This is a genomic window from Vibrio minamisatsumaniensis (genome assembly GCF_050337445.1).
Taxonomy (GTDB): Bacteria; Pseudomonadota; Gammaproteobacteria; order Enterobacterales; family Vibrionaceae; genus Vibrio; species Vibrio artabrorum.
Map to the genome: position 1 here is coordinate 45090 of NZ_JAKJSY010000009.1, position 22398 is coordinate 67487.

Below are 22398 nucleotides of genomic sequence, written 5' to 3' on the forward strand. Positions count from 1 at the left end.
AAATAACCATATGTTTTTGCTAGATTAGTCCTCTAATTAAGGTAATCGAATAAGGTTGTGTAGAGTGTGGTCTGATAAAGAGTCGAGTATTGACTTTCTCAATTTTAGTGAATTGTCTGAGTCTATTAGAGACTTAATTGTCGAAGAAGATCTCTTACCTCTAAGCATAGGTGTATTTGGAGACTGGGGTGCAGGAAAGTCCTCAGTTCTAGAGCTAACTAAAGATCGCATAGCTGCGGAGAATTCTGGTCATATTCAAATTCATTTTGATGCATGGCTGTTTCAAGGTTACGACGATGCAAAAGCTGCTCTACTAGAAGCTATCGCTAGAGAATTAATTAGCGTGGCTGAAGCTAGAGGAAATCAAACGGTTATATCTAGAGCTAATAAGGTTTATAAGAGAGTCGATAAAATTAGAGCCTTAGGTATGGCAATGGATATCGGAGCAACTGCATTTGGTATTCCTACCGGAGGTGCAATATCAAAGTTAATCGGTTTTGCTAGGGATGCAACTGATGAGGATGGTATTAATGAAGACAGTGATACCCAAGGGGCTATTGCCGCCGGGCAAAAGCTAGTGAGAGATAGTCAAAATCTACTAAAGGCGGAAAAAAAACTTTCTCCACCAGAAGAGATTATGGCGTTTAGAGATGAGTATGCGTCATTGTTGGAAGTGCTGGATTCTCCTTTGATTGTCTATGTAGACAACTTAGATCGATGCTCTCCCGTAAATGCGATATCTACGTTAGAGGCTATACGGTTGTTTCTCTTTTTGCCTAATACTGCTTTTGTTGTTGCTGCAGATGTAGATATGATCCGAACAGCTGTGCAGGAATACCATAAAGGTTCTAGTAAAAGGCATCAAACCGATTATCTGGATAAGCTGATTCAAGTACCAATTCACGTTCCTAAACCTGGTCAATTAGAGATTCGAGCATACGTGTTGATGCTAATGGCTCAAGATTTGGCTTTGGAAGATGTTGTTTTAAACCAATTGAGATCGAGACTTGAAAAGGATCTGCGTGAGGCATGGAAAGGCGAGCAGAGAACGATAGATGAGCTCTTCAATGGAATGGATTTTAATGAGAAAGAAAAAGCGGTTCTCGTCTTGAAAACGGCAGAAAAGCTAGCGCCAATATTGGCGACTTCGCCAAACATCAATGGTAACCCTAGAATTGTTAAGCGCTTATTGAATCAGATAAAAATGAGGAAGAAAATAGCTTCAAGGAGGGGAATGCTACTTGATGAAGCAACGTTAACTAAGTTAGTTATTTTTGAACGTTGTGTCGGAACTAATGCAGCACGATACCTATATCAGCTAATAGAAACCGAAGACGGAAAGCCCGACTTACTATTGAAGTTAGAGGAAGGTGATAGCTCATTTGATTGGCCTGATGAATGGCTCAGCGAAAAGGATTTTATTATGGCTTGGGCTAGACTTCCTCCTTCATTTTCAGACAAGAACCTCCTACCAGCAGCTTACTTGAGTAGAGAAAGTATACCACTTGGCCAAATTAACACCGTTATATCTGCTGCTGCACAGAATCTGCTAATCGCTTTAATAAAGCAAGCGAATCGAACAAGTAAAGCTAATACAAGATTAATCAATGAGACTCCGAAAGAAGAATACATGGCTGTAATGGAGGGGTTGATTGAAAACTTAGGGCACATTGAAGATTATACCAAGATGCCTAGCGGTGTAATGGGAGGAGTATTGCTCGCTGATCATGATGAGAAATGTAAGGCACTGTTTAAGGAGTTTTTAATCTCATTGCCGAAACAACGATGGATAACATCGCTAATAAAAAGTATGGAGAGTAAATAAGATATGGGTACATCGGCATCTAGTTCTGGTCCAAATAATAGTAGCCCGCTTATTCCACCATGGGCGGAACATAGTGAACCATTGGAGATCATTCCTGGGAATAGTGATGGGGAGGAGTCTGATGGTAATCAACCAAATGATTCACATGAAATAGATAATGGTTCTATTCAGGAGCTTATTCCTGGCCCTAAAGCTCCAACATTACCTAGTTCTCGTTTTTCGGGAGCAAGAAGAGCATTTGGTGATTATGCCAAATCAGGAGGAGGTGAAAAAGAGTTACACCGAGCACTGAAGAAGTATTCAACTAGCTCCAAAGGTGGTGGTAGTAACATGGCTCGCAAGCTGGCAGGAGGGATAACTGCTGGTTCAGCTTTGTTTAGCTTAGTAAGTGGAGACTCAGTAAAAGCTGGAGACAAAATACTGAATCTCTCTGATCTATCCGGTTTGTCAGTTGATCAAGCGATTGATCGAATATCAGAACATTTATGTCCGGAGGCTTCTGATTCAGATCAGATAAGAATTGCGGTGGATTATGCCCTAACAGAGGCTTTACAGGACCAAGATGAGTTTGATGAGAGTGCGTTCTCACCTGATTTAGTTGGTGATATTGTAGCCAATTATTTGACTGATTTAGTTTTTCAAGAAGTTCTAAATGATATGGGAGACGCTTGGCTTCATGCTGAAACGCATTTAAAACAACTTGAGATGGAGACTGAGCTACGGGAGTTGGTAAAAGTTGTTACTCAAACACAACTCCACAATGTTACGGGAGGGAATTATTCCGTTATGACAAGGGATACAATCGCTCAGATTCAGATAAATGTGATAGCCAAAACAATTGAAGAATGGGAGAGTTATTAATGCAACAATGTTATTTTGATAGTAATCCTGAGCATTTACCTGATCATACGATAGACTGTTATCCTGTTCAGATATATGGAACCCATCCATATGATCCTGATAAATCAAGTCTGGCATCTAGAAGTCTAATAAACAAAATTCGAGATTTAGGCGTTAACATCGATTCTAAGTCGTTGGACTTGCTAACAATTGCCACAGCTGTCACATCTGCTGAGACGTTTGTTTTGAGAAAAGATGCACCAGATGCGTGGTCGCGGCAATTAGAGCTATTTATACCTGTATATGATAAAAAATTGTGGCAGGGTGTCGCTGAAGAGTTAGCTTCAGTGCTTGGTTATCTTACAGGGGATAACTGGAAATTAAACTTTGAAACAACACAGTTAGAGTTACCTCAACCTAAAACGAGCAAAAAGGCCAAAGACAAAGCTAAATCTCTTGTCGGCTTAAATTGTGTCAGTCTTTTTTCTGGTGGTTTAGATAGTGCGGTTGGTGCTATCGATATGATTAATGGCAGTAATGTTGATAAACCATTGTTGATCAGTCATAGCTATAAAGGTGATGGTAAGAAACAAAAAGATATTAAGTCTTTGTTAAGAGGGAAATTTAGTGAGTTTTCTTTTGATATATCTCCTAAGATAATTAAAAGTAGACGCGGAAAAACAGATGTGTCTATGAGAGGGAGAAGTTTCAATTTTATTGCGTTAGCGGTGTTAGGTGTTAATGCACTCAGGTCCGCAAACAATGATGATTCAATCTCTAGGATAGTCATTCCTGAAAATGGTTATATTTCACTAAACCCTCCGCTTACGCGAAGACGGATAGGTTCCCATAGCACTAGAACAACCCACCCTTTCTATATATCGAGATTGGAACTTTTACTAAACAAAGTTGGTTTTAATATTTCACTTGAAAATCCCTACCAAATGAAGACTAAAGGCGAAATGGTCTCTGAATGTGTTGACAAGGTAGCTATTAAGAAAGCTGTTGTTTTAAGCGTTTCATGTAGTAATTGGCATAGAAAACATATCCAATGTGGTAGATGTGTGCCATGTTTAATAAGAAGAGCGGCCGTGTTCAAAGCCGGATTTACCAAAGATGCCCCCTATGATGCTGAGAATCTAGGTATTGTAAAAAAATACAAAGGTGAGCGAGATGACTTGCTTGCTGTTTCGATGGCAATTAATAAGTACCGCAATACTGAAGATTTCAAAGCTTGGATCCGGCAGAGTGGATCGTTACCTCAGGATAGACAGCTAAGGGACCAGCTTGCTGATGTTGCAAAGAGAGGTTTGCTGGAAGTTGAACAGTTCTTAAAGAGCAGGAAAGTTAAATGATGGATTTGCACTGCCACGTTGATCTCTATCCTGATTTTGAAGTGGTGCTCAAAGATATCAAAGATACTGGGTTCTATATCTTGTCTGTTACAACAGTCCCTTCTGCTTGGGAAGGGACGAAAAATCTAACTAAGGATATCCCCCGGGTTAAGACTGCTTTAGGTTTCCATCCTCAAGTTGCACATTTGCGTGAAAATGAATTAGCTTTATTTGAAAATTTAATCGCTGAGACTCGTTATATTGGAGAGGTTGGCTTAGATGGCTCCAGAGGGTTCAAAGCATATTTTGCAATCCAAACAAAAGTTTTTACTGAGGTATTAAAACTGTGTCAGCGATTTGAGGATAAAATTCTAACAATTCACAGTCTAGGTGCCGTTGAAGAAGTATTGGATTGTTTGGCAATGTATCCTGGATCAGGGGTGCCTATTTTTCACTGGTTTCTTGGGACTAAGAAACAAATTGATAAAGCTGTCCAGCTAAGTGGTTTTTTTTCAGTTGGTCCAGCGATGCTCCTAAGCGCTAGAGGTAGAAAGGTGGTTGGGTGGATCCCTAAGGATAAGATGCTGTTAGAATCTGATGGGCCATTTGCTAAATTGGGTGAAAGGTCATGTTATCCATCAGATGTGAGGGTAGTTATAAATTATTTGTGCGATCTTTGGGGGATGACAGAAAGAGAAGTTCATTCACAACTAGCGATAAATCTTCGAACACTTCTGATGTAGTTAGGCTTGGTAGCATCCACCAGAATATATGAATGAAGTTGTCAACATTGCTGACAGCTTCATGCGCTTTGAACGTTATTGATTAATTTGCCGCACAAACCGACCAGCTACCCTTAGAAGCCTCCTCGATATAGTTACTCCGCCAGCGTAGCATTTCTCGACGTTGATTAAGATATAAAGCCCGGTTGTAAATACCTCGAATTTGGTTTTTGTCCACGTGAGCTAGTGCTAGTTCAATGACGTCATTATGAAAGAGTTTAGTTTCATTTAGTGTCGTGCTAGCCAGAGCTCTTAGATCATAGGAAACCAAACGGTCTTTAAAGACCATACGTTTAAGGGCAATGTTAGCTGTTTGGCTGTTACTCTATCTGACGGAAAAACATAATCGCGATGACCACTTATCGGTTTCATTACTTCCAATAGCGCCAGCATCTGCTCTGTGAGCGGGATGCGGTGCTCTCTTATTCTTTCATTCTCTTGGATGGAATATTCCATATCTTTTCTTCCCACTAAATCTTACGTCTATTTCCTTTGGTGGAATTATGGGCTGTTACCCTGCCAACTTAAGCCCTTTTCGACTTGCGAGTGAGACATTCCCCTCAGCGGAAGCGGTTATATGATCGCTCCACCAGCACATAAGCTTTCTGCGTTGCTCAAGATATTCAGCACGATTATAAGCTTTCCGAACTTCATTCTTATCAACATGAGCTAGCGCAGCTTCAATAACGTCAGGATTGAACCCTTGCTCGTTAAGAGTGGTACTTGCTAATGCTCTTAGTCCATGAGAAACCAACTGTCCTTCAAACCCCATCCTTTTCAGCGCCATATTAGCACTCTGACTATTTACATGGCTTTTCGGATCTTTGTTACTTGGGAAAATGAATTCTCTATGACCACTGATTGGCTTCATTATTTCTAAAAGTGCCAAAGTTTGCTCTGTAAGAGGGATTGTGTGGGGACGCTTCATCTTCATTCTTTCTTCAGGAACAACCCACACTTTATTTTGAAAATCGATGTCCTGCCAACGAGCTGTAGCGCTTTCAATTGGTCTTGTCATTGTGTGTAGTTGCCACTCAAGTAAGCAACGAGTAGATAGTGTAATGTTTGCACCAGCTATAGCTTGCATCAACTCTGGTAGTCTTTCTGGTTCGATAGTTACCATATGCTGGCGTTTAGGGGCCGGAAAGAGCTTAGTGATGTCTGCTAGGTAGTTTACTTCAATGTCACCGGATGCTACAGCAAGGCGCATAACCTCATTGATTATACGACACAGTCTTTTAACTGTTTCTAAAGTTCCTTGTGCTTTTACTGGCTCAAGAATACTGAGTACCGTTCTGGGTTTGATGTCTTGAATGGGGACATTCCCAAGTTTAGGTAGGATATGTTTCTCAAGAGCACGATAAGCTTTATCTGCTGTTTCTGGTTTTACGCTCTCTCTCTTGAGTGCCAACCATCTATCAGAAAATTTACCAAAGGTATTTTCAAGCTCTGCTCTTTCTTTTAAAAGCTGTTCATCTTTATGCTGTTTTGGATCGATATTGAGAGCTAAAAGAGTTTTTGCTTCAGAACGTCTTTTCCTTGCCTCGGCAAGAGAGACATCAGGAAAACTACCAAAGCTTATGTTGTTTCTTTTTTTGGTTATTGGATGAGTGTATTTCAGAATCCATAACTTTGTGCCATTCGTTTTAACACGCAATTGAAGGCCATCACCATCAGAAAGAGTGTATTCTTTGTCGGATTCTTTAGCTTGTTTAACTTGGGTGTTAGTTAAAGGGACTACTCTTTTTGCCATGATGTACCACCAAAATAGTCGATATTTAGCCGTTGGTACATTCGATGGTACATTAAAACGTGGATGTTACAAGATGAGCATAGACAGCTATAGACAAAGATTGCTTGCTAAGTATTGATTTTACTGGGGTAGATAGACGTCGGTAGACATAAATAGAAGAGAGAGTGGTGGCCCCTCCCAGATTTGAACTGGGGACCGAACGATTATGAGTCGTGCGCTCTAACCACTGAGCTAAGGGGCCGTAGGGCATAGATTATAGGGGAAGCGTTCAATGGTGTCTAGACACTATAGGGGCCAATTCCGCTTACATCTTAGCCACTTAAATCATACAGGCACAAAAAAGGTGAGCCAACGCTCACCTTTTATTCTGCATGCTTAAATATTAACCCGCATTCAAGCGTGTGATTACTCGTCTAGGAAGCTACGCAGAGTTTCTGAGCGGCTTGGGTGACGAAGTTTACGCAATGCTTTTGCTTCAATCTGACGGATACGTTCACGAGTTACGTCGAACTGCTTACCCACTTCTTCAAGAGTGTGGTCAGTGTTCATGTCGATACCGAAACGCATACGCAGTACTTTAGCTTCACGAGGAGTCAGGCCAGCAAGAACGTCTTTAGTTGCACCACGTAGACTGGTGGCCGTTGCAGAGTCTAAAGGAAGCTCGAGAGTGGTATCCTCGATGAAATCACCTAGGTGCGAATCTTCGTCGTCACCGATTGGTGTCTCCATTGAGATTGGCTCTTTAGCGATTTTCAGTACTTTACGGATCTTATCTTCCGGCATTTGCATGCGTTCAGCCAGTTCTTCCGGAAGTGGTTCACGGCCCATCTCTTGTAGCATTTGACGAGAGATACGGTTTAGTTTGTTGATCGTTTCGATCATGTGAACCGGGATACGGATAGTACGAGCTTGGTCGGCAATTGAACGAGTGATTGCTTGACGGATCCACCACGTAGCGTAAGTCGAGAACTTGTAACCACGACGGTATTCAAACTTATCTACGGCTTTCATCAGACCGATGTTACCTTCTTGGATGAGATCCAAGAATTGTAAACCACGGTTTGTGTACTTTTTAGCAATCGAGATTACTAGACGTAAGTTCGCTTCAACCATCTCTTTCTTCGCACGACGAGCTTTCGCTTCACCGATAGACATACGACGGCTAATATCTTTGATGCTTTGAACGGTCAGAGACGTTTCACGTTCGATCATATCCAGTTTTTGGATAGAACGGCGAATGTCGTGCTCGTTACGTTTGATTTTTTCTACGTATGGCTTGTCTGAAGCAAGCACTTCATCCAACCACGCTTCGCTTGATTCGTTGCCTGTAAATAGGGCAATGAATGATTTCTTCGGCATTTTAGCGTACTCAACCGTTTGACGCATGATCAGGCGTTCTTGAGTACGTACACGATCCATTGAAGTGCGAAGTTCATTGACTAGGTAATCAAACTGTTTTGGCGTTAGACGGAACTCTTTGAATACGTCTTGCATCATTGTTGTTGCAATCGTGGCTTTCGGGCTTTCGTGGCCGTATTCATTGATCGCTAGCTGACGGTTTTGGTAGCTGGTGCGAAGTGCTGTAAACTTCTCTAGAGCAAGCTCAGGATCAATACCTGTATCTTCTTCTTCCGCTTCTTCTTCGTCTTCCGCTTCTTCGTCGTCTTCGTCGTCTAGATCTGTTTCAGCCAGTTCTGAGCCGATGTGTGTTGCCGTTGGTGCAGCCGTGCCATCGTCGTCTGGGTCAACAAAGCCATTAATTAGATCGGTTAAGCGAATTTCTTCTGCTTGTACGCGATCAAACTGTTCCAGAATGTATGGAATGGTACCTGGGTACTCAGCCACAGAGAGTTGAACAGTATTGATGCCATCTTCAATGCGTTTAGCAATATCGATCTCGCCTTCACGAGTCAGTAGCTCAACGGTACCCATTTCACGCATATACATACGAACAGGGTCAGTAGTTCGGCCAATTTCGCTCTCTACGCTGGAAAGCGCAGCGGCAGCAGCTTCAGCTGCATCTTCATCTATATTGGCATCGTCATCATTCAGCGCAAGATCATCAGCATCAGGCGCAGTTTCAACTACCTTGATACCCATGTCGTTAATCATTTGAATGATGTCTTCTACCTGTTCAGAATCCACGATTTCTGCAGGTAGGTGGTCGTTTACTTCGGCGTAGGTCAGATAGCCTTGTTCCTTGCCTTTAATAACAAGTAATTTTAGCTGTGACTGCGGATTTTGATCCATAGATGATATCCAACTTCAGGTCTGGTGAAGGATGTTGCATTCTCAAATGCAAACCAATTATGTTAACAAATTTATTAAATGCTGACTAATCAAACAGGGTTACGCTTTTAGATCTCGCATTAAAGCGAGTAGCTCCCTTTTTTCTTCGGCTGATAAACCGACACTTCTTGCTTTGGCCTGCAGGTTTTCAATTTGTTTTTCAACGCACTGGGCAAGGATATTGTCCAATGAATCTAAAAATATGTCTTCTTGGTTGTCTTCGTCGAGGGGGATTTCCCAGCTCGCAAGACGAGACAGAAGAGCCTCATGTTTATTTTCTCGCCAATGTTCTAATAATTGGCCTGTGCTGATATGGGGATTCACTCGGCAGATATCAAGTACTTCGACGAATAAACTTAATCCAGGTAGTGGTAACCCCTTAATGCTTGATAAATCCGGTATCATATCAGCATAGCTCGGATTTTGGATAAGCAAAGCAATAACCTCACGCATTGGCGTGCGCTTAAGCTCTTTATGCGGTTGAGGTGCCGGGTTCTTTGTGTGAACGCGAGCACGTCTCAATTGATTATCAAATCCAGTCCGCTCATCGAGCAGTTTTTCGAGCAGCTCTTGGAAGTAAACGTCTGGGATTTTGTTAATCAAAGCGCTGGCGTGTGCACGCAGTGCTGATTTCCCTTCTGTTGTTCCTAAGTTTAGTTTATGCAGTTCGATGAGGTTATCAAACAAGTAAGTCGAGAGCGGCGTCGCATTTTGCACGAGTTGTTCAAACGCGCTTTTGCCGTGTTCTCTTATATAACTATCAGGGTCTTCGCCATCCGGCAAAAATAGAAACTTTAATGTATTACCTGTTTTTAGAAACTCTAATGCGTTTTCTAATGCACGCCACGCTGCTTCTTTACCCGCTCGGTCACCGTCATAACAACAAACCACGGTGTTGGTTTGTCGGAACAACAATTGAACGTGATCCCCAGTGGTTGAGGTGCCCAGTGACGCGACCGAGTAATCGACACCGTATTGTGCCAGAGCAACGACATCCATGTAACCTTCAACCACAAGTATCTGAGGCGGTTCACGGTAGGCTTGCATCACTTCATAAAGACCGTAAAGCTCTTTGCCTTTATGAAAGATAGGTGTTTCTGGTGAGTTCAGATATTTCGGTGTGCCGTCTTCTAATACACGACCGCCAAATCCAATCACTCGGCCACGGCGATCACGAATTGGAAACATCACGCGGCCACGGAATCGATCGTATCGGTTGCCTTTATCGTTCTCGATTAACATGCCACCAGTAACCAGCATGTCTTGGGCTTCTTTTTGTTGCCCAAAGTTTTTACGAACAAGGTCCCACTCGTCGGCCACGTAACCAATACCAAACTTCTGGACGATTTCGCCAGAGAGCCCACGATTCTTTAGGTACTCAATCGCTGGTTTGTTGCTTGATATCTTAAGTTGTGAGCGATAAAAGTTGCTGATGCCGCCCATTAAGTCATAGAGATTACGTTTTTGTTCGCTGTTGGCTCTGGGTGTTGTTGATATTTCACCGCTGCGTTGCTCTCTTGGGACCTCTAACCCTAGAAATGAAGCAAGTTCTTCAATCGCTTCCACGAAATCGAGGCGTTCGAACTCCATCATGAAGTCGATAGCATTGCCGTGCACGCCACAGCCAAAGCAGTGATAAAACTGTTTTTCTTGGCTGACGCTGAAAGAGGGGGTTTTCTCGTTGTGAAATGGGCAACAAGCACCGTAGTTTTTGCCTTTTTTCTTAAGTTTCACGCGTGCGTCCACAATATCGACAATGTCGAGACGCGCTAGGAGATCATCGATGAAACTACGCGGGATGTGTCCTGCCATAAAACCTTAGAAAAATACACTAACTGGGAGTGGGGTAATAATAGTTTGAATGGGTTACAGATACAAACAAGCCGTGCGTTCCGAAGGATTGCACGGCTTGTTGCAATTTGATTTGGGATTAAGCGAGTTTAGAACGAACTAAACCACTAACTTTACCCATATCTGCACGCCCTTGAATTTGTGGTTTCAAGATAGCCATTACTTTACCCATGTCTTGCATGCCCGTAGGTTGAGCTTCAGCAATTGCGCTATCAAGTAGTGCAATGACTTCTGCTTCCGTTAGCGGTTGAGGCATAAAGCCTTCAAGTACCGTAATTTCTGCTTTTTCCACGTCAGCAAGATCTTGACGATTTGCTGATTCATATTGAGCAACAGAATCGCGACGTTGCTTAACCATTTTAACTAATACAGCAAGAATGTCGTCGTCGTTCAGAGTGATCCGTTCGTCAACTTCACGTTGCTTGATTGCTGAAAGAGCTAAGCGGATAGTGCCAAGGCGCGGTTTGTCCTTGGCTTTCATCGCTAATTTTTGCTCTTCTTTGAGTTGTTCAATAAGAGCCATAACTCAGTCCTTATGGATTAAGTTATTAGTACAGGCGAACGCGACGTGCGTTTTCGCGAGCTAGCTTCTTAGCGTGACGCTTTTGAGCTGCTGCTTTAGCGCGTTTGCGAACTGTAGTTGGCTTTTCGTAATGCTCACGACGACGCACTTCAGAAAGGATACCTGCTTTTTCACAAGAGCGCTTGAAACGACGTAGTGCAACGTCGAACGGTTCGTTTTCACGTACTTTAACTATTGGCATATGCCTTTCACCTCAGGGGTTATTCATTATCGCTGGTCATTCAGTACCAAATCAGAGAAGTTACCCATCGAGCTAACTCTCTATTCGCGTTTGGCTATTAACCAGCTTGATCAAAAATGGTGCGGAATTTTAATCCGATCACAGTGGCTTTGTAAAGCACTTTGTCGATTATAGTCTGTACAATATTTGTTTGAAGCGCTTAGGCAGGGTAATATTGCGTTAATTTCCCATTTTAGACGAAAGCGTGCCGAGAAAATTATGCGCATTATTGGTATTGAAACCTCTTGTGATGAAACAGGAATCGCGATTTATGATGATGAGCAAGGGCTGCTTTCTCATCAATTATATAGCCAAGTAAAGCTGCACGCCGATTACGGTGGTGTGGTGCCTGAGCTAGCTTCGCGTGACCACGTAAAAAAAACAATTCCTCTGATTAAAGCGGCATTAGCGGAAGCGAATCTGACCTCGAAAGACATTGATGGTGTGGCTTACACCGCTGGCCCGGGGTTGGTGGGTGCACTGCTTGTAGGTGCAACGATTGGTCGTAGTATTGCTTATGCGTGGGGCGTGCCTGCTGTGCCTGTTCACCATATGGAAGGTCACCTGCTTGCGCCAATGTTAGAAGATAACCCACCTCCATTCCCATTTGTGGCTCTACTGGTTTCTGGTGGCCATACCATGATGGTCGAAGTGAAAGGTATTGGTGAATACCGAATCCTTGGTGAGTCGATTGATGATGCCGCGGGTGAAGCGTTTGATAAAACCGCGAAACTGATGGGCTTAGATTACCCTGGTGGTCCACTGCTATCTCGCTTGGCAGAAAAAGGCACTCCGGGTCGTTTTAAGTTCCCGCGCCCAATGACCGATCGTCCGGGTTTAGATATGAGCTTTTCTGGTCTGAAGACGTTCGCAGCGAATACCATTCGCGACAACGATAATGATGACCAAACGCGTGCTGATATCGCCTACGCGTTCCAAGAAGCGGTTTGTGCAACCTTAGTCATCAAGTGTAAACGCGCCTTGGTAGAAACGGGCATGAAACGTATAGTGATTGCTGGCGGTGTAAGTGCCAACAAACAACTGCGTGTTGAGCTTGAAGCTCTTGCCAAGAAAATCGGTGGTGAGGTGTACTACCCACGCACAGAATTCTGTACAGATAATGGTGCGATGATCGCTTATGCGGGTATGCAGCGCTTGAAGAATGGCGAAACAGCGGATTTATCCGTTCACGCCACACCGCGTTGGCCCATTGACCAACTAGAGCCAATTGCGTAATTGGCTATAGTGTTTCGATAAACGGTCGCTTGGTGCGGCCGTTTTTATATATTGTTGCTTTATCAGCTTAACGATGTTCGTAGATAGATATTAGGGAAGAAAATGAATCACTTTACTGTAGATAATCAGTCAATGACCTACCTCGATGAAGGTCAAGGTCCAGTTGTTGTATTCGGTCACAGCTATCTTTGGGATAGTGCGATGTGGAAGCCACAGATCGAAGCATTAAAGACTCAGTATCGCTGTATTGTTCCAGAGCTTTGGTCACATGGTGAATCTCAATCGGCACCCACTTCGATGCGTAACTTGAAAGATTATGCTCAGCACGTTTTGGCTCTGCTTGATCATTTAGAGATCGAAGACTTCTCAGTGGTTGGACTATCGGTTGGCGGTATGTGGGGGGCTGAGTTAGCAGAATTAGCTCCCGCTCGCATTAAGTCATTAGTACTGATGGATACTTTCGTTGGTCTCGAACCAGAAGTGGCTCATACGAAATACTTCAGTATGTTGGATACCATCACTCAAACCAAGACGGTTCCTCAACCAATTGTTGAAGCGGTTGTGCCATTGTTCTTCGCGAATGATGCTCAAACTCAGACTCCGGCTTTAGTCGAAGGTTTTACTCAGCAGTTGTCACAACTTGAGGGGGAGAGAGCTGAAGAGGTGGCGCGCATCGGTCGCATGGTCTTTGGTCGTCGAGACATGATTGAAGCGATAGAGAGTTTTGCATTGCCCGTTTTGATAGCGGTAGGACAAGAAGATAAACCACGTCCGGCACTGGAGTCATACTTAATGCATGATTGCATAACAGGCAGTGAATTGGTGGTGATTCCAGGGGCTGGTCATATTAGCTCGTTAGAGCAACCCAAGCTTGTGAACACCATGCTGAAAACGTTTTTAGATAAACATCTGCTGTAAGCACTTAAAGAGCGAATAGTATTGACCAATCAGATTGACGTCGGTTCAAACGTATCTCGGTTTAAAATGTTCGGCTTAAGCATCAACGTTTAAGCCGATTTTTTTTGTCCGAGTTTTGGTTCACTGCCATCGAGTAGTCGACGGATATTTTGATGATGGCGTAGCACAATCAAACAACACAACATGGCAACGGGCAGAGTATATTGTGGTTTGACGAGCCAAGCGTAAAACGGAGCAAGGAGCACGGTAACCAGTGCGGCTAGAGAAGAGTAACGAAATAGAAACGCCACAATCAACCAAGTTGCCATGAGCATACCGGTTAAGTCGAACCCAATTGGGGCGATGGCTCCGAGAGCGGTTGCCACGCCTTTCCCCCCTTTGAAGTGGAAGAATATCGGATACATATGCCCTAGACACGCGGCAATGGCGACAACCCCTAAAATGATTGGAGCGATATTGAGATAATAGCCAAGCCATACAGGAATGGTGCCTTTAAGCATGTCACACAACAACACAGAAGCCGCTGCGCCTTTACCGCCGACACGCAGAACATTGGTGGCGCCAGGGTTATTCGAACCCACCGTTCTAGGGTCAGGAAGTCTTAAGATTCGGCATATCAAGACCGCACTAGAGATTGAACCTAGCAAATAGGCTGCAATGATCATGATTAGTGCCAATGGGGTCATGTCTTTCCTTAAACGGTTATAAGCCTAACGATGGGAAAATAATGCTCAATCCAAGAGTAATTGATATCATATCTCGAATTACGCAAATAATACGTTTTTTTCCCCAATATGGGTATCCGACCTCTAAAAGGACAAGTCATGGCGCTGGATAAAGTTTTCATTGAACAGCTAGAAGTAATTACAACGATCGGTGTTTACGATTGGGAACAAGAGATTAAACAAAAACTGGTGCTTGATATTGAAATGGCTCATGACAATCGCCCTGCGGGCAAAAGTGATAACGTGGTCGATGCGTTGGATTACTCAACGGTGAGTACTGCCGTGCTTGACCATATTGCGAATGGCCGATTCTTATTGGTTGAACGTGTGGCAGAAGAAGTCGCGGAATTGATCATGACTCAGTTCTCTGTGCCTTGGATTAAAATCCGCTTGGCAAAACCGGGCGCAGTACCACAAGCGAAAGCGGTAGGCGTGATCATTGAACGAGGTCAAGCATGACAATAGCCTATGTTGGTGTTGGCACGAACATAGACCGCGACAAGCATGCAAGGGTGGCATGGACAGAGCTTCAATCGTTAGGGATTAACCTCAAATGCTCTAAAATCTATCACTGTGAGCCTGTGGGGTTTAAAAGCTACCCGTTTTATAACTTTGTCATAGAACTCGATACCTCACTCTCACTGACTGAATTTTCCCAGCAGCTGCGTAACATTGAGTTTAAATGGGGTCGCTCTCAAGATGCACATAAACTCCAAGATCGAACGCTCGATCTTGATGTGGTGTTGTTTGGAGAGGTGGTGTCTGAGCGTGATCCAGAACTGCCTCGCAGTGATATATTTAAATATCCTTTTGTAACACAACCACTTTATGATCTCTGTCCAGCGAGAGTGATCCCGCAGGACGGAAGAACCGTGGATGAAATATGGCAGAAGATGCAATCATTAGACTCGCTCTCTGTCGTAGATATAAAACTATAATTTTTAAGGTGAGTCATGAGTTATTTTGAAGCGTTTATGCTGGCGTTGGTGCAAGGCTTTACTGAATTTCTACCTATCTCCAGCTCAGCACACTTAATTCTACCTTCTGCTGTTTTAGGTTGGGAAGACCAAGGCTTGGCTTTTGATGTTGCGGTTCATGTTGGTACTTTAGCTGCTGTGATCATCTATTTCCGCACAGAAGTGGTGTCTCTTCTGAGCGCTTTCTTTGGTTCGGTATTTAAGGGCGATCGCAGTAAAGAAGCGAAGCTGGCGTGGATGATCATTCTCGCGACGATTCCTGCGTGTATCTTTGGTTTGTTGATGAAAGATATTGTTGAGCTTTACTTACGTAGTGCGTGGGTGATTGCGACGACAACGATTATCTTTGGTCTCTTGCTTTGGTGGGTGGATAAGAACTCAAGCTTGCGTGATGACGAATATCAAGCGGGTTGGAAAAAGGCGCTGTTTATTGGCCTTGCTCAAGCCATGGCGATCATTCCGGGTACGTCTCGTTCTGGTGCCACCATTACCGCCGCGCTTTATCTGGGTTTCACTCGTGAAGCCGCCGCTCGATTCTCTTTTCTCATGTCTATTCCTATCATCATGCTAGCAGGGGGTTACTTAGGTCTGAAGCTAGTAACCAGTGGTGATCCTGTTCATGTGGGCACCTTAATCACGGGGATCGTGGTATCTTTCATTAGTGCTTATATCTGTATTCACTTCTTTTTGAAGCTTATCTCACGTATGGGTATGACACCGTTTGTTATCTACCGTCTGATCCTTGGTTGTGGTCTGTTTGCTTTCTTGATGATGCAGTAACCGTGATGACGTAATTAAATGCTGTTACGTAGACCAATTGTTCGTCCTACCGATTGAAACGGAAAAACCCGCTTAGTGGCGGGTTTTTTAATGCATGATAATCAGCGTTATGAAGATCAATGCGTTGCGAGTTCTGATAGCGCTTTTTCAATGACGACAGCTCTACGTTGCTCTTGTTCTTCTCGAATATCTTTACCTTGAAAACCATCGGCTATGATCGCTTTCACCTCGACTTGAAGCGCTGCTTGGTAAGCGACTTCAAAACGCGCTTTTTGAGGGTAAGGCAGATCTTCTAACCCTTTTCGGCCGGCGTGGTCAGCTTGGCAGCAAAGCAGTATATCGTTGAGCCTATCTGGCTTACGCCAAACATCGAACTTGTTGAGAATCTTGAGAAAAGTGGTTGGCTTGAGCTCTTCTGCACGATGGATATTAGAATGCTGCTCGCACACTAATAGCGCTAGATCTCTAAATTCATTGGGGATTCTGACTCGTTCACATAGCTTTTTGATGATATTAACACCAGTGTGGCAATGCATTTTGTGGCTCGGCCATTCACTTTCTGGCGTGACGCCCTTACCTAAATCGTGCACTTGAGCGGCAAAGCGTACTGGCAGCGATGGACTTAAGCGTGCGGCTTGTTGAGCAACCATCAACGTATGAATGCCCGTGTCGACTTCAGGGTGCCATTTCTCAGGTTGAGGGACGCCAAAGAGAGCGTCAATTTCGGGTAATACAACCGCTAATGCCCCACACTCTCTCAGTACGGAGAGGAACACTTCTGGGTGTGGTGTGCTCAGCGACTTATGCCACTCTTGCCAAACTCGTTCGGCGGTGAGATGTGCGAGTTCGCCTGATTGAACGATGCTGCTCATCATTGTCATGGTTTCTAGGGCAACCGTGAAGTTGAGATGGTGAAGTTTGGCAGCGAAGCGAGCCACACGCAGTACGCGAAGAGGGTCTTCAACAAAAGCGTCCGAAACGTGTCTTAAAACACGATCGGAGAGATCTTGCTGGCCATGGTAAGGATCGTAAAGTTGACCTTTATCATCTTGAGCGATGGCGTTGATGGTCAGATCTCGGCGCATCAGGTCTTCTTCCAAACTGACGTCTGGAGCAAAGTAACACTCGAAGCCGGTATAACCGGAACCGGATTTTCTCTCAGTGCGAGCCAGTGCGTGTTCTTCTTTGGTTTTTGGGTGTAGGAATACGGGGAAATCTTTGCCCACCGCAGTAAAACCAAGGTTTTCCATCTCTTGAGGGGTACTCCCCACCACGACCCAATCTCTATCATAACTGTCGATATTGAGCAGCTTATCTCGTACTGCTCCACCGACGAGATAGCGCTGTAGCGCTCGCTCTTGTGGGCGGCCATCGAATATTTGCAACGTATCACCTCGAAATGTTTTATCACTGCTGGACTTTACTGCAAGCAATGGTACTTTCCATTAACCGTAATTATAGGGCAGCACATGTATAAGGAATATTTTGGCTTCGTTGAGATGCCATTTTCGATTGTACCAAATTCTCGCTATTTGTTTTTGAGTCAGCGTCATCAAGAAGCGATGCAGAACTTACAAGCCGGTTTAGGCGAGGGTGGGGGCTTCGCTATGCTTACTGGTGAGGTCGGTACAGGAAAAACAACGGTCGCTAAAGCGATGTTGTCATCACTCGATAGTCAGACTCAAGCAGGCCTTATACTTAACCCGACCTTTTCTAATGCGGATTTACTGGAAGCTATCTGCGATGAATTTGAGGTCGAGTACCCAGAGCAGGCATCGTTAAAACAGCTCAGTCAGGCCATTCATCACTTCCTGCTTGATAGCCATGCCGAAGGTATTCAAACTCTATTGGTGATAGATGAGGCTCAACATCTCGCAGCCGATGTGTTGGAGCAGTTGCGCCTTCTCACTAACTTAGAAACGGACAGTCGTAAGTTGCTAAAAGTACTGTTGGTCGGCCAACCTGAATTACAACAGCACTTACAAACCACGCAGCTACGTCAGCTAGCGCAGCGTATTACTGGTCGCTATCACTTACTGCCACTCAATATGGAAGAGACCGGCAAGTACATCGCGTTTCGTTTGGAAACCGCGGGTGGCGAGCAGATGTTATTTTCAAATCGTTCTATCAAGCTGATCGCTCAATATACCCATGGTATTCCAAGGCTGATTAACCTGGTATGTGACAAAGCGCTTCAACTCTCTTTTCATGATGGTGAGCTGACTCCTTCGAATGAAACCGTGAACCGAGCTTGTCAGCTGATCATGGCTTTTCAGGCCGATGTCTATCATGTTGAGAAAGTTCGTCGCGTTCATGTCGCCCCTAAATTATTCCAATATGCAGCCATAGCCACACTAAGTGTTGGCTTTGCGATAGCGACCTTTAACATCGCCCCATCATACATCGCGTCATGGTTAGCGACTCAGACTTCAAACGAAGTAAAAAATGAAGTGTTGGCAGGCTCTCAGCGAACTGTGGTAGCAGAGAGTGCTAGGTTAACCGCTGAACCGAAGGCTTCAAAGTTTGCATTACCACAAGATATTCAACAGCATTTGATGCAGGGAACCCATCGCTCTCTCGCTATCAAGGACTTGTATACCCTTTGGGGTTATCAATCTTCACTACGCGATGACTTATGTTTAAGTGAGCCGCAAAGTGTGTTTGTGTGTCAGCAACATCGCTCCAATTTGACGTCGTTATTGGCGTTGGGGGTGCCGGTAGTGCTTCATTTAGAGATAGAGCAAGAATCCGTGTTTGCGGTGCTTTATGGCGCATCTGAAGCGTCTGTCGAGCTACTGGTTAACGAAAAGCTGTTGGTGATGCCGAAGCAATCCTTAGAGCAAATCTGGCAAGGCGATTATGTTGCCATTTGGAAGCAGCCGTTAAGAGAGACCCTTAAAGAGGGCTATCAAGGTGAGGCGGTTGCTATGCTTGACTTGCTACTTTCAGAAGTTTTGGGTGAAGTGGTGTCGGGTAGTGATGTGTTTGATCGCGAGCTCAAAATGAAAGTCGAGGCGTTTCAAACTTGGCAAGGTATGTCTGTTGATGGCATCGCAGGTCAGCGCACCTTAGCAAGATTGCAAAGGTTAGCTCAACTCGACTCGCCGAAGTTGATGTCACTAGAAGGAGGCGAAAGCTAATGTCACGTATTATGCATGAGCTTAAACGGTCGTCTACCAAGCTGTCATCGGTTAATCAATCCAGCTTCAAAGGCTATCAGAACCATCATATGCCTAGTTTAGAGCGAGGAGTTGGCAATAAACGAAGTTCGTTGCGAGCGATAGGGCTGCTCATCATTTTTGTTCCTTCTTTGTTGGTGGGGGGCGCTCTGGTGTATCAATCGTACAGCCAACAACAGGCACATTTAGCTAAGCAATCCGTCAATACGGTAATGGCCGAGCTTGAACCTCAAATCGTTGAGGTTGAGGATGTCGCACAGACGAAAGCGACAGCGTTGGCATCGGCGGAGAATAACACGCTGTTTGCTGTTCGTGTCGCTCCGACAAACAAGGCATTAAAAGCATTACCACGCCAAGAGGTGTATGCGCGGGTTGAATTTGAGACGAAAAGTAACCAGCTTGCTGTTGGGCCATCAGTCACAAGGGCTAATACCCGTGAGACACTTAAAACGACTGTGAGTGCAGCTCCCAAACCGGCTCAGCCAACCGTTCAGCCAAGTGCGAGTGATAAGAGGGCTCAACCATCAGTGGACCATGATTTGTTGCAGGGGCTCGATCTGAGTCAATTCTCACCTGATCTGGCATTGAAGCTCGAGTCCATGATGGGAAAGCAACAAAGCGCACCCGAACCGATGGACTCAAGACCTGCCGGACAGGCGGAGTCACAGGTCATAGAGCTGGAGTCTCATCGCGATAGCTTATCGGGTGTTCTGCCTAAATTAGATCTGCAAACTCATATGTATTCGAGTAGTGAAGCTAAGCGTTGGGTAAAAGTAAATGGCCATGAAGTGACGCAAGGAGATTGGATTGAACAAGGTATACGGTTGCTAGAGATCAAGCCACAGTCGGTGATCATAGAATTCAATCAACAGAAGATAGAAATCCCAGCGTTGTACGAATGGCAAGGTTAGTGAGTTCTAAAGGCATCAAAATGACTGACAAATAAAAAGGAGCACCGAGGTGCTCCTTTTTGATGTTCGATACTGAGTTTACGGTACCGGATACCAGCGCTAAGTTACGCCCAACCGTTTGGTGACTTTCTGCGACGAGGCATTATGTGCGGCAGAACAAGGCCAAGAAGTAGACCAATACCCGCTACACCCCCACCGTACATGAAGTACTTCAACAGTAAGTCGTCTTTTTGTGTGTCTAGTTTCGCACGCAGCTCACGGTTTTCTGTTTGAGAGCTCGTCAGCTGTTGATTGATTTTGCTGTAGTTTTGTTCAAGCTCAGCAATTTGCGTGTTACGAGAGTCTAGAGACTTCGCTAGGCCGGCTTTTTCACTGTCAGCATTTTGGCGAGCGTTTGCTAGCTTGTCTTTTACTTCAGCCAGCTCTTTCTCTAGCTTAGGCATGCGTAATGCCATGCTCTCTTTAGTGCTGACAAGCTTACTTTCAACCCAACCTTTACGACCACGGTTGTCTTGGATTTGAGTGTAACCCGTGCTTTTATTGGTTTGCAGGTAGGTGATCTTCTCACCTGCATCAACACTTCCTATAATACGGAACGTATTGTTTGGACCTGAATGCATGTAAGTAAATAGTTTGTCTGCAATATAACGGTCTTGTGCAAAGGCCGCTGGAGCCGCAAGCATTGCAAACAAAACGAAGCTAATCAGTTTTTTCACAGTAAATCCCTTAACGATTTGAATTGGGTAGGCGTATGAGTCAGCCTCAATCAACAAATAATATTTAGTTTCTTAATGCGGTGCAACAAAGAAGGGAGGCAAAGCCTCCCTTTCTGTGTATTTGAGTCAATAATGACATGTTATTTACATAGTATTATTGAAACTCACGCTATTCTGACGCAATTATTTACGAGCGAAGTCGCGATTACATGCTAAACATCGCCTGAATTGCGTAGAAGAATACAACAGCAAGTAGTGCGCCAGCGGGTAACGTCACAATCCATGATGCAACGATATTACGCACGACACCCAAGTTGAGTGCTGCGATACCACGTGCAAAACCTACGCCTAATACCGCACCAACCAGTGTTTGCGTCGTTGAGATTGGAAGGCCAGTACCCGAAGCCAGTACAACGGTACATGCCGTCGCAAGCTGAGCGGCAAAGCCACGGCTTGGTGTGAGCTCTGTAATTCCAGTTCCTACCGTTGCCATCACTTTATGGCCCATGGTCGCGAGACCCACAACGATACCAACCCCACCAAGTGGAAGAATCCACCATGCGATAGTGCTTTTACCTGTAATCTCACCCATATGTTCAACGGTTGAAACAACTGCTGATAGTGGACCTATCGCATTTGCTACGTCGTTTGAACCGTGGGCAAAAGCCATCGCACAAGCGGTAATAACCATGAGCACACTGAAGATACCTTCTACGCCAGTAAAGCCGTGATCTTCTTCACGGTGAGCAAATTTCTTCTGAATGTATAAGTAGCCACCAACCATGACGACGGCAGATATGCCTGCAGCCCACATCCACGCTTCAGTACCGCTTAGGTGAAGACCAACGTGTTTAAGACCTTTCTTGATCGTAACAAGTGCAATGACCATGGTCGTAATGAACATGTACACAGGCACAAAGCGCTTAGCGTTAAACAACGGATTTTCAGTATCGAATATCAGTCGCTGAGCACTGACAAAAATGAGATAGGCGAAAATGCCGGAGATCAACGGTGTGATAATCCAACTTCCCACAATACCTTGAACGCTGTTCCAATCTACGGCTTCCGTTCCTACTGACACACAGGCGAAACCGATGATTGCACCGATGATTGAGTGAGTGGTTGATACTGGCCAACCCATGTATGAAGCCAGAAGTAGCCACGTACCAGCTGCGAGTAGTGCAGACATCATGCCGTACACAAGTACATCAGGTTGGTGCGCAAACAGAGATGTTTCGATAACACCTTTACGGATCGTGTCTGTTACTTCGCCGCCCGCAAGGTAAGCCCCTGCGAATTCAAAGATCATTGCAATAATGATCGCTTGTTTTACGGTTAGAGCTTTAGAGCCTACTGAGGTGCCCATTGCGTTCGCAACGTCATTTGCACCAATACCAATAGCCATCAAGAAACCGAAAGCTGCTGCAACAATAATCAGGACAGTGCCGTAGTTAGCAAGGATATCCATCGTAATACCTA

General features: G+C 44.5%; 20 protein-coding genes, 1 tRNA gene and 1 pseudogene. 11 read left to right on the forward strand and 11 right to left on the reverse strand.

What is annotated here, in order from left to right:
- The first annotated feature begins 64 nt into the window (after window positions 1–64).
- From L4B77_RS01150 to qatD, 4 genes are read left to right on the forward strand one after another with little or no spacing between them, the layout of a single operon-like run.
- On the forward strand, window positions 65–1825 hold the full coding sequence (locus L4B77_RS01150) for a KAP family P-loop NTPase fold protein (RefSeq protein WP_429748172.1): 1761 nt from the start codon (window positions 65–67) through the stop codon (window positions 1823–1825).
- A 3-nt stretch (window positions 1826–1828) separates the two neighbouring features.
- On the forward strand, window positions 1829–2686 hold the full coding sequence (locus L4B77_RS01155; protein WP_001896809.1) for a hypothetical protein: 858 nt from the start codon (window positions 1829–1831) through the stop codon (window positions 2684–2686).
- Window positions 2686–4020 (forward strand): Qat anti-phage system QueC-like protein QatC, encoded by a 1335-nt coding sequence (qatC, locus tag L4B77_RS01160; RefSeq protein ID WP_142577696.1) that lies wholly within the window; start codon window positions 2686–2688, stop codon window positions 4018–4020. Before L4B77_RS01155 ends, qatC begins: the two co-directional genes overlap by 1 nt.
- Entirely contained in the window at window positions 4017–4742 is a 726-nt protein-coding gene (qatD, locus tag L4B77_RS01165; RefSeq protein ID WP_033929410.1) for a Qat anti-phage system TatD family nuclease QatD, read from the forward strand. Before qatC ends, qatD begins: the two co-directional genes overlap by 4 nt.
- Window positions 4743–4824: 82 nt before the next feature.
- On the opposite strand, the pseudogene L4B77_RS01170 reads toward qatD, so the two are convergent.
- The 7 genes and pseudogenes from L4B77_RS01170 to rpsU all read right to left on the reverse strand — a co-directional run.
- A pseudogene (locus L4B77_RS01170) lies at window positions 4825–5251 on the reverse strand (tyrosine-type recombinase/integrase); the annotation flags it as partial.
- A 41-nt stretch (window positions 5252–5292) separates the two neighbouring features.
- Window positions 5293–6534 (reverse strand): integrase domain-containing protein, encoded by a 1242-nt coding sequence (locus tag L4B77_RS01175; RefSeq protein ID WP_429748173.1) that lies wholly within the window; start codon window positions 6532–6534, stop codon window positions 5293–5295.
- Between the two features lie 165 nt (window positions 6535–6699).
- Window positions 6700–6775: transfer RNA gene (locus tag L4B77_RS01180), tRNA-Ile, on the reverse strand.
- A gap of 164 nt (window positions 6776–6939) precedes the next feature.
- Window positions 6940–8784, reverse strand: coding sequence for an RNA polymerase sigma factor RpoD (gene rpoD / locus L4B77_RS01185; RefSeq protein ID WP_429748174.1), 1845 nt, complete (start codon window positions 8782–8784; stop codon window positions 6940–6942).
- 99 nt (window positions 8785–8883) lie between these two features.
- Window positions 8884–10635: a DNA primase gene (gene dnaG / locus L4B77_RS01190; RefSeq protein WP_261838810.1), complete on the reverse strand. Its 1752-nt coding sequence runs from the start codon at window positions 10633–10635 to the stop codon at window positions 8884–8886.
- A gap of 118 nt (window positions 10636–10753) precedes the next feature.
- Complete coding sequence (locus L4B77_RS01195; RefSeq protein WP_429748175.1) at window positions 10754–11197, reverse strand: GatB/YqeY domain-containing protein; 444 nt, start codon at window positions 11195–11197, stop codon at window positions 10754–10756.
- 25 nt (window positions 11198–11222) lie between these two features.
- Window positions 11223–11438 carry a 30S ribosomal protein S21 gene (gene rpsU, locus L4B77_RS01200; RefSeq protein ID WP_004396009.1) on the reverse strand — a complete coding sequence of 72 codons (216 nt, stop codon included), beginning with the start codon at window positions 11436–11438 and terminating at the stop codon, window positions 11223–11225.
- 258 nt (window positions 11439–11696) lie between these two features.
- On the opposite strand from rpsU, the gene tsaD reads away from it, so the two are divergent.
- Entirely contained in the window at window positions 11697–12713 is a 1017-nt protein-coding gene (gene tsaD / locus L4B77_RS01205) for a tRNA (adenosine(37)-N6)-threonylcarbamoyltransferase complex transferase subunit TsaD (RefSeq protein ID WP_019826876.1), read from the forward strand.
- Window positions 12714–12815: 102 nt separating this feature from the next.
- Window positions 12816–13631 carry an alpha/beta fold hydrolase gene (locus tag L4B77_RS01210; RefSeq protein WP_429748176.1) on the forward strand — a complete coding sequence of 272 codons (816 nt, stop codon included), beginning with the start codon at window positions 12816–12818 and terminating at the stop codon, window positions 13629–13631.
- 89 nt (window positions 13632–13720) lie between these two features.
- Here the strand turns inward: L4B77_RS01210 and plsY are convergent, their stop codons facing one another.
- The gene (plsY, locus tag L4B77_RS01215) at window positions 13721–14317 is read right to left on the reverse strand and encodes a glycerol-3-phosphate 1-O-acyltransferase PlsY (protein ID WP_261838814.1); all 597 of its coding nucleotides are present in this window, start codon (window positions 14315–14317) and stop codon (window positions 13721–13723) included.
- Window positions 14318–14455: 138 nt separating this feature from the next.
- On the opposite strand from plsY, the gene folB reads away from it, so the two are divergent.
- From folB to L4B77_RS01230, 3 genes are read left to right on the forward strand one after another with little or no spacing between them, the layout of a single operon-like run.
- Window positions 14456–14815, forward strand: coding sequence for a dihydroneopterin aldolase (folB, locus tag L4B77_RS01220; RefSeq protein ID WP_429748177.1), 360 nt, complete (start codon window positions 14456–14458; stop codon window positions 14813–14815).
- Entirely contained in the window at window positions 14812–15294 is a 483-nt protein-coding gene (gene folK / locus L4B77_RS01225) for a 2-amino-4-hydroxy-6-hydroxymethyldihydropteridine diphosphokinase (protein ID WP_429748178.1), read from the forward strand. The genes folB and folK overlap by 4 nt, the downstream gene beginning before the upstream one ends.
- A gap of 15 nt (window positions 15295–15309) precedes the next feature.
- Window positions 15310–16113 carry an undecaprenyl-diphosphate phosphatase gene (locus tag L4B77_RS01230; RefSeq protein WP_261838816.1) on the forward strand — a complete coding sequence of 268 codons (804 nt, stop codon included), beginning with the start codon at window positions 15310–15312 and terminating at the stop codon, window positions 16111–16113.
- 116 nt (window positions 16114–16229) lie between these two features.
- On the opposite strand, the gene L4B77_RS01235 is transcribed toward L4B77_RS01230, so the two are convergent.
- Entirely contained in the window at window positions 16230–17546 is a 1317-nt protein-coding gene (locus L4B77_RS01235) for a multifunctional CCA addition/repair protein (protein WP_429748179.1), read from the reverse strand.
- A 36-nt stretch (window positions 17547–17582) separates the two neighbouring features.
- On the opposite strand from L4B77_RS01235, the gene L4B77_RS01240 reads away from it, so the two are divergent.
- The gene (locus L4B77_RS01240; protein ID WP_429748180.1) at window positions 17583–19253 is read left to right on the forward strand and encodes an ExeA family protein; all 1671 of its coding nucleotides are present in this window, start codon (window positions 17583–17585) and stop codon (window positions 19251–19253) included.
- Complete coding sequence (locus L4B77_RS01245) at window positions 19253–20203, forward strand: general secretion pathway protein GspB (RefSeq protein WP_429748181.1); 951 nt, start codon at window positions 19253–19255, stop codon at window positions 20201–20203. The genes L4B77_RS01240 and L4B77_RS01245 overlap by 1 nt, the downstream gene beginning before the upstream one ends.
- Window positions 20204–20307: 104 nt before the next feature.
- On the opposite strand, the gene L4B77_RS01250 is transcribed toward L4B77_RS01245, so the two are convergent.
- Window positions 20308–20919 carry a TIGR04211 family SH3 domain-containing protein gene (locus L4B77_RS01250; protein WP_429748182.1) on the reverse strand — a complete coding sequence of 204 codons (612 nt, stop codon included), beginning with the start codon at window positions 20917–20919 and terminating at the stop codon, window positions 20308–20310.
- Window positions 20920–21124: 205 nt separating this feature from the next.
- On the reverse strand, window positions 21125–22387 hold the full coding sequence (locus tag L4B77_RS01255) for an inorganic phosphate transporter (protein ID WP_261838821.1): 1263 nt from the start codon (window positions 22385–22387) through the stop codon (window positions 21125–21127).
- Between the last annotated feature and the right edge of the window lie 11 nt (window positions 22388–22398).

Excerpts from the sequence above, each read along its gene's own strand:
- L4B77_RS01245 (WP_429748181.1), top strand. The coding sequence starts at position 19,253 with ATGTCACGTATTATGCATGAGCTTAAACGGTCGTCTACCAAGCTGTCA.
- qatC (WP_142577696.1), top strand. The coding sequence starts at position 2,686 with ATGCAACAATGTTATTTTGATAGTAATCCTGAGCATTTACCTGATCAT.
- L4B77_RS01255 (WP_261838821.1), bottom strand. The coding sequence starts at position 22,387 with ATGGATATCCTTGCTAACTACGGCACTGTCCTGATTATTGTTGCAGCA.
- folB (WP_429748177.1), top strand. The coding sequence starts at position 14,456 with ATGGCGCTGGATAAAGTTTTCATTGAACAGCTAGAAGTAATTACAACG.
- L4B77_RS01230 (WP_261838816.1), top strand. The coding sequence starts at position 15,310 with ATGAGTTATTTTGAAGCGTTTATGCTGGCGTTGGTGCAAGGCTTTACT.
- L4B77_RS01155 (WP_001896809.1), top strand. The coding sequence starts at position 1,829 with ATGGGTACATCGGCATCTAGTTCTGGTCCAAATAATAGTAGCCCGCTT.
- L4B77_RS01195 (WP_429748175.1), bottom strand. The coding sequence starts at position 11,197 with ATGGCTCTTATTGAACAACTCAAAGAAGAGCAAAAATTAGCGATGAAA.
- plsY (WP_261838814.1), bottom strand. The coding sequence starts at position 14,317 with ATGACCCCATTGGCACTAATCATGATCATTGCAGCCTATTTGCTAGGT.
- L4B77_RS01240 (WP_429748180.1), top strand. The coding sequence starts at position 17,583 with ATGTATAAGGAATATTTTGGCTTCGTTGAGATGCCATTTTCGATTGTA.
- rpsU (WP_004396009.1), bottom strand. The coding sequence starts at position 11,438 with ATGCCAATAGTTAAAGTACGTGAAAACGAACCGTTCGACGTTGCACTA.
- rpoD (WP_429748174.1), bottom strand. The coding sequence starts at position 8,784 with ATGGATCAAAATCCGCAGTCACAGCTAAAATTACTTGTTATTAAAGGC.
- dnaG (WP_261838810.1), bottom strand. The coding sequence starts at position 10,635 with ATGGCAGGACACATCCCGCGTAGTTTCATCGATGATCTCCTAGCGCGT.
- L4B77_RS01175 (WP_429748173.1), bottom strand. The coding sequence starts at position 6,534 with ATGGCAAAAAGAGTAGTCCCTTTAACTAACACCCAAGTTAAACAAGCT.
- tsaD (WP_019826876.1), top strand. The coding sequence starts at position 11,697 with ATGCGCATTATTGGTATTGAAACCTCTTGTGATGAAACAGGAATCGCG.
- qatD (WP_033929410.1), top strand. The coding sequence starts at position 4,017 with ATGATGGATTTGCACTGCCACGTTGATCTCTATCCTGATTTTGAAGTG.
- L4B77_RS01210 (WP_429748176.1), top strand. The coding sequence starts at position 12,816 with ATGAATCACTTTACTGTAGATAATCAGTCAATGACCTACCTCGATGAA.
- folK (WP_429748178.1), top strand. The coding sequence starts at position 14,812 with ATGACAATAGCCTATGTTGGTGTTGGCACGAACATAGACCGCGACAAG.